Here is a 4,875-nt window from a genome sequence, read left to right as displayed (position 1 = left end):
GAAGGTGCTCTTCGGAAGGAGTAATCCGCAGGGATTGATGTGACACATCAGCCCCGCGAGCTCCGGAGTTTCGGCTGCTGCGATTCACGGAACGTGCGATGTCTGGGGTCGACCGGGTTGCGGTCCCGAAGTGCGAGGCCTCAAGTCACGATGGGCCATCGGCACGCCGCGGCAGTCAGCGTCACTAGTCCAACAACCGACGGCCCGCGGCCACATCCGGCCGCGGGCCGGTCGGCTGGGTCGAGTCAGGTGATCGTGGGGATGAGCAGGTGCGATGCCCGCGATTGTCCGAAGTGGACGGCAGCGCCCGTGGCGCTTCTGCGGTCGGCGGGGTCGTCGTGGACGAGCTGGGGGTGCAGATCCTCGTCGTCGGTGCGGAGTTGCAGCTGGAGGCGTTGGCCGGGTTCGAGGGTGAGCGAAGTCGGCCAGATCTCCACCTCGAGCAGGGTGGGCACGCCGGGTTCGAGCGGCCGGAGTTCGTCGTGGGTGTGCCAGGGGCGGTGCGGCAGGCTGCGCTCGGGCTCGAGTTTGCGGTGCGACGCTCGCAGCCAGCCGACCGCCATCGGCACCGGTGTGGCAGTGCCGTGCGGGCCGACACCGGGGATGCGCTCGCCGTCGATGTCGTACTGCTCGAGGCGGGCGAACACGTCGAGGTCGTCGTGCACGTGTGAGATCCACAGGCGCAGCGCGATCGGGCCGGTGATCTCCAGGCGCTCGGGCGCGGTGTAGTCGAAGCTCGCGGGTAGCGGGCGGGTTCCAGCCTCCGGCTGTTCCCAGTTCAGCGACTTTTCGTCGAGGTAGAGGTGGCGCCACTGCGCGTTCGCGGGAGGCCAATCCTGCTCGCCGCGCCACTCGACGTCGTGCCCGCGGCGGATCGCGAGCTGCACCGGTGCGACGCCGTCCATCGCCGTCCGGTCGTCTTTCAGGAAGCGGTCGAGGAACCGCAGCTGCAACCGCTTTCCCCAGTCCGAGTAGAACGGGCCGACGTGCGAGCCGGTGTGCACGACCAGCCATTTGTGTTCGGAGGCGGCGCCGGTCCAGCCTTCGATGGCGCCGCGCAGGTGCAGGTGGATCGAGCCCCAGTTGCTCGCCGCCAGCAGCGGCACGTTCACCTGCGCCAGGTCGGTGGTGCGTTCGCGGTACCAGTCGTCGGCGAGTTCCCGCGAACGCAGCTCGGTCAGCAGGTCGGAGTGGTCATCTGTGCTGCGCTGCGGCTCGATCTGGTTGCGCCACCAGGCCGCGGTGTGCCGGTTCGTCAGCACTCCGCCCTGCCGCGCCCAGTCGCGGTAGAAATCGGTGAGGCCTTCCCAGGCGATCAGCGCGGCCAGGTGCGGCGGCTGCAGTGCGGCGACCCGCCAGCCGAGCATCGCGTACCAGGAGATCCCGCTGGAGGCGACCTTGCCGGTGGACCACGACCGCGTGCCGCACCACTCGATGACGTCGTGGAAGTCCTCGGCGTCCTGGCGGGCGAAGACGTCGAGCCGTCCCGGCGACTTCCCGGTCCCGCGGGAATCCGCGCGCACCACGGCATAACCGCGGTCGGTCCACCAGGTCGGATCCGGCGTTTCCCAGGCCGCGTGCTCGCTGCGGTCGGCCTCCTCGTACAGCGGGTAGCGCTGCGCCCAGGGCACGTCCTTGCCGTAGGGGCTCATCGACGCGATCACCGGCACGGCCACGTCGTCATCCGGCCGGAAGACGTCCACCGCGATCGGCGTGCCGTCGCGGGTGGGCACCGGGATGTCGCGTTCGATGCGCATGCAGCCTCCGAGCAGTGCGAGCGTCGTTCTCAACATACGGGTGAACAGCGTGCTTGCGACCAGTGGTGAACCGGCGCGGGAACAACTCCGCGCAGGTCGCGGCGGCCGAGTGTCAGCAGTGCCGGGCCGGAAGCGAGGCCGTCCAGCAGCAGGTGCAGATAGGTGTCGGCCACCTCGTCGGTGTCTTCGTCCCGGTCTCCGCGCATCCGCAGGCTCACCCGTTGAGCATGTCGAGGATGCCGAGCGTCGCGAGCTCCGGGTTCAGCTCGCGGAAGCGCATACCTGCGGCGAGGACGTCGCCCACGCGCGACCGCGTTCGTCGTCGCGCAGCCGGATCGTGATCTCATGGCCGAAGAGTCACCGAGCACTGCAAGCGGCGGCTCGCGGGCTTCAAGGTTCCCGAGGTGGTGCACCTGGTCGGCGAACTCCCGCTCGACCAGCAGGGCAAGATCATCAAGCGCGGCCTGCACGCGTTGCGCGGCTGAGGCGCTGCAGTCGGTCACGGGGTGCCATCACTCGCGTGACCTGCGAGAGGACTCCGCAGGTTGGCCCAACGAGTGGGTGACAACCGGACGCCGCCGTTGCTACGCCCGGTGGTGAGGTTCACCGCCAGCTGGGTGGACACATCCTCGGCGGAGCTCGGAGACTGGGAACCAAGACAGCCGACAGCGACCTCCACCGCGACCGACTGTCTCTTCTTTTGAGCAAAGCCTGTATCGATTCAGCAATGGCGCTGCCTCATCACTCCGCTTCCCCCGAGAGGAGAACTGTGCCCATAGCGCTGCTCGCACTCGCCCTCGGCGCATTCGGTATCGGCACGACCGAATTCGTCATGATGGGCGTGCTGCCGCAGGCCGCCGCCGACCTCGGCGTTTCGATATCCACTGCCGGGAACCTGATCACCGGCTACGCGCTGGGGGTCGTGATCGGGGCGCCGACCCTCACGCTGCTGGGCAACCGGCTACCCAGGAAGACCGTCCTGATGGGAACCATGGGGCTGTTCACCGCGGGCAATGCGCTGTTCGCGCTGGCGCCGAGCGCCGGAGTGGGCATGGCGTTCCGCTTCGTGGCCGGGCTGCCGCACGGCGCCTTCTTCGGCGTCGGGGCCGTGGTCGCAGCCGGCCTCGTGCGCAAGGCCGACCGGGCCAAGGCCGTCTCGATGATGTTCATGGGCCTGACGCTGGCCAACGTCGTCGGCGTCCCGCTGGGCACGCTGCTGGGCCAGCAGGTCGGCTGGCGCGCCACGTTCGCCGTCGTCGCCGCGGTCGGCGTCCTCGCCATCGCCGCCATCGCCCGCTTGCTGCCCGCCATGGGCAGGCCGGGGCCGGAGGAGACCTCGGTGCGCGGCCAGCTCGCCGCCTTCCGCAAGCCGCAGGTGTGGCTGGCGCTGGCGATCGTCACCTTCGGTCTGGGCGGCACGTTCGCGTGCCTGAGCTACCTGACGCCCATCCTCACCGGCGTGTCCGGTTACTCCGAGACCGGCGCGACGGTGCTGCTGATGGTGGCCGGGCTCGGCATGACGGTCGGCAACGTCCTCGGCGGCCGGGTCGCCGACAAGGCGCTGGTGCCCGGCCTCTACGCCGCGCTGATCGGTGTCGCGGCGGTGCTCGGTGCGTTCACGGTCACATCGGGCAACCAGGTGGCCGCCGCGGTGACGGTCTTCCTGATCGGTGTCGGCGGCTTCATGGTCGCGCCGATCATGCAAGCGATGATCATGGAGAAGGCCGGTGGAACGCCGCTGCTGGTCTCGGCGGCCGTGCAGTCCGCCTTCAACATCGCGAACTCCATCGGCGCCTGCCTGGGCGGTCTCGCCATCGCCCACGGGCTCGGGCTGACCGGTCCCAGCATGGTCGGGTCCGCGTTGACCATGCTCGGGCTGGGGCTGGCCGTAGTGTCGGCGAGCGTGGACCGCAAGGTCCCCGCCCGGTCGGTGTCCGACGAGTCGGTGTCCGAGGAGGCCGCGTCCGAGGAGACGGTGGCCGAGGGGTCCGGGACCGACGAGCTCGCGCCGGCCCGGCCGCAGCGCGAACCGGAGCTGGCCGCGGTCTGACCGGCGAATTCACGAATGGCGGGCGGCTGCGGTCGCCCGCCATTCGGCTGTTCGCGCCCGGTGCAGCCCGTTTCCGTTTCCCCGGATCAGCCCTCTCTGCGATCGGCTTGGTTGTTCTAAAGTGCGGTGCAGCTCGGGGGATGCCATGTCGAGGGGGAACGCGTGGACAGTCCGTGGGGACTGAACGGCCCGGATTACCTGCTGGCGTACGCGCTGGTCCTGGCCATGTTGTGCGGATGCCTGTTCGCGGTCCGCGCGCAGGCGAAGGAGAAGCAGGGCTGGACCGGCGAGAAAATGGATCCCGGTCTCTACGCCAGGGCATACCTCAACGGCGCGTCGGGACGGGTGGCCGACACCGCGTTGGCGGGATTGATCGAGCTCGGGGCGGTTCGGGTGAACCGGCGCCGCGAGCTCTACAGCACCGGCCGCAGGCCCGCCGACGACGTGCAGCGCCAACTGCTGGAGGGGCTCGGTGACCGCAGCACCGTCAGCCGAGTTCGCGCGCAGTTCAAGGAGAGCGAGTACTGCGACTCGCTGCTGCACCTGCTGCGCGAAGACCGCCTGATCGTCTCCGCCCGCCATCGCACGATGTTGCTGGTCCTGCTGTGGGGCTTTCCGGTGTTGATGCTGATCAACGTGGTGCGGGCGGTCAACGGGGCAGAGCTCGGCTTCCCGATCGGCGGCCTGATCATCGAGTTGGCGATCACGCTTTTCGTGTGGCTGTTCGCGGCCGGGAAATGCGGGCACCCGATGCCCACGGACGCCGGGGACGCCGTTGTGCGGCCGAGCACGGGCAAGCACGCCGAGAGCGGCACGCAGGACCACGCTTTCCGGTTGCCGGAGGATGACGCCGCCAACCAGGTCGCCGCGTACGGCCTGAGCGCCTACCCGGACCGGACGATCGCGGAGCTGCTGGAGCCGCCGAACTCCGCTCGCGGCGGACGAGCGGGCGGCGTCGGTGGTGGCGGTGGCTGCGGCGGTGGCGGTGGTGGTGGCTGCGGCGGAGGAGGCGGCGGTTGACCGCCTCGGACCCACCGGTGCTGGGTGTCGGGATCGGCTGGCGGGCCG

Annotated in this window: 4 protein-coding genes; 2 read left to right on the top strand and 2 right to left on the bottom strand. The window is 69.8% G+C overall.

Translation table 11 applies throughout. The features are described from left to right. Nucleotides 1–245: 245 nt before the first annotated feature. The gene (locus tag IJH84_RS16110) at nucleotides 246–1,757 is read right to left on the bottom strand and encodes a CocE/NonD family hydrolase (protein ID WP_295145869.1); all 1,512 of its coding nucleotides are present in this window, start codon (nucleotides 1,755–1,757) and stop codon (nucleotides 246–248) included. 29 nt (nucleotides 1,758–1,786) lie between these two features. Continuing rightward, on the bottom strand, nucleotides 1,787–1,975 hold the full coding sequence (locus tag IJH84_RS16105; protein ID WP_295145867.1) for a hypothetical protein: 189 nt from the start codon (nucleotides 1,973–1,975) through the stop codon (nucleotides 1,787–1,789). A gap of 551 nt (nucleotides 1,976–2,526) precedes the next feature. Between IJH84_RS16105 and IJH84_RS16100 the strand changes: the two genes are divergently transcribed. Together IJH84_RS16100 and IJH84_RS16095 are read left to right on the top strand one after the other, a co-directional pair. Then, nucleotides 2,527–3,807, top strand: a complete 1,281-nt coding sequence (locus IJH84_RS16100) for an MFS transporter (RefSeq protein WP_295145866.1) — start codon at nucleotides 2,527–2,529, stop codon at nucleotides 3,805–3,807. Between the two features lie 162 nt (nucleotides 3,808–3,969). Further along, entirely contained in the window at nucleotides 3,970–4,827 is an 858-nt protein-coding gene (locus IJH84_RS16095; protein ID WP_295145864.1) for a TIGR04222 domain-containing membrane protein, read from the top strand. Nucleotides 4,828–4,875 lie beyond the last annotated feature (48 nt).

The organism is Saccharopolyspora sp., from assembly GCF_017434145.1.
GTDB lineage: Bacteria > Actinomycetota > Actinomycetes > Mycobacteriales > Pseudonocardiaceae > Saccharopolyspora_C > Saccharopolyspora_C galaxeae.
This window is presented reverse-complemented; position numbering and strand designations above follow the sequence as displayed.